Annotated in this window: 1 protein-coding gene; it reads left to right on the top strand. The window is 67.9% G+C overall.

What is annotated here, in order from left to right; all coding sequences use genetic code 11:
* Positions 1–212 (top strand): erythromycin esterase family protein (locus Q1A87_RS24100; protein WP_299657478.1); only part of this gene is annotated, 212 nt, incomplete at both ends.

Genomic DNA, 212 nt, shown 5'->3' with positions numbered 1-212 from the left:
CCCCGCTTCCTGCTCGACCTCGCCGCGGCCGGGCCGCTCGGGGAACGGCTGGCGGAGGAGAGGCTGCAACGCTTCATCGGGGTGATCTATCGGCCCGAAACGGAGTTGCAGTCGCATTATGCCGAGACCGCGCTTTCGCGGCAGTATGACGCTTGGCTATGGTTCGACGAGACGACGGCTGTGACACCGCTCGCGCCCGATCACCGCCGGGC

The organism is uncultured Jannaschia sp. (assembly GCF_947494055.1).
In the GTDB taxonomy this organism is placed as follows: Bacteria; Pseudomonadota; Alphaproteobacteria; order Rhodobacterales; family Rhodobacteraceae; genus Jannaschia.
The sequence above is the reverse complement of the archived record's forward strand: the minus strand, read 5'-3'. Positions and strand labels throughout refer to the sequence as shown.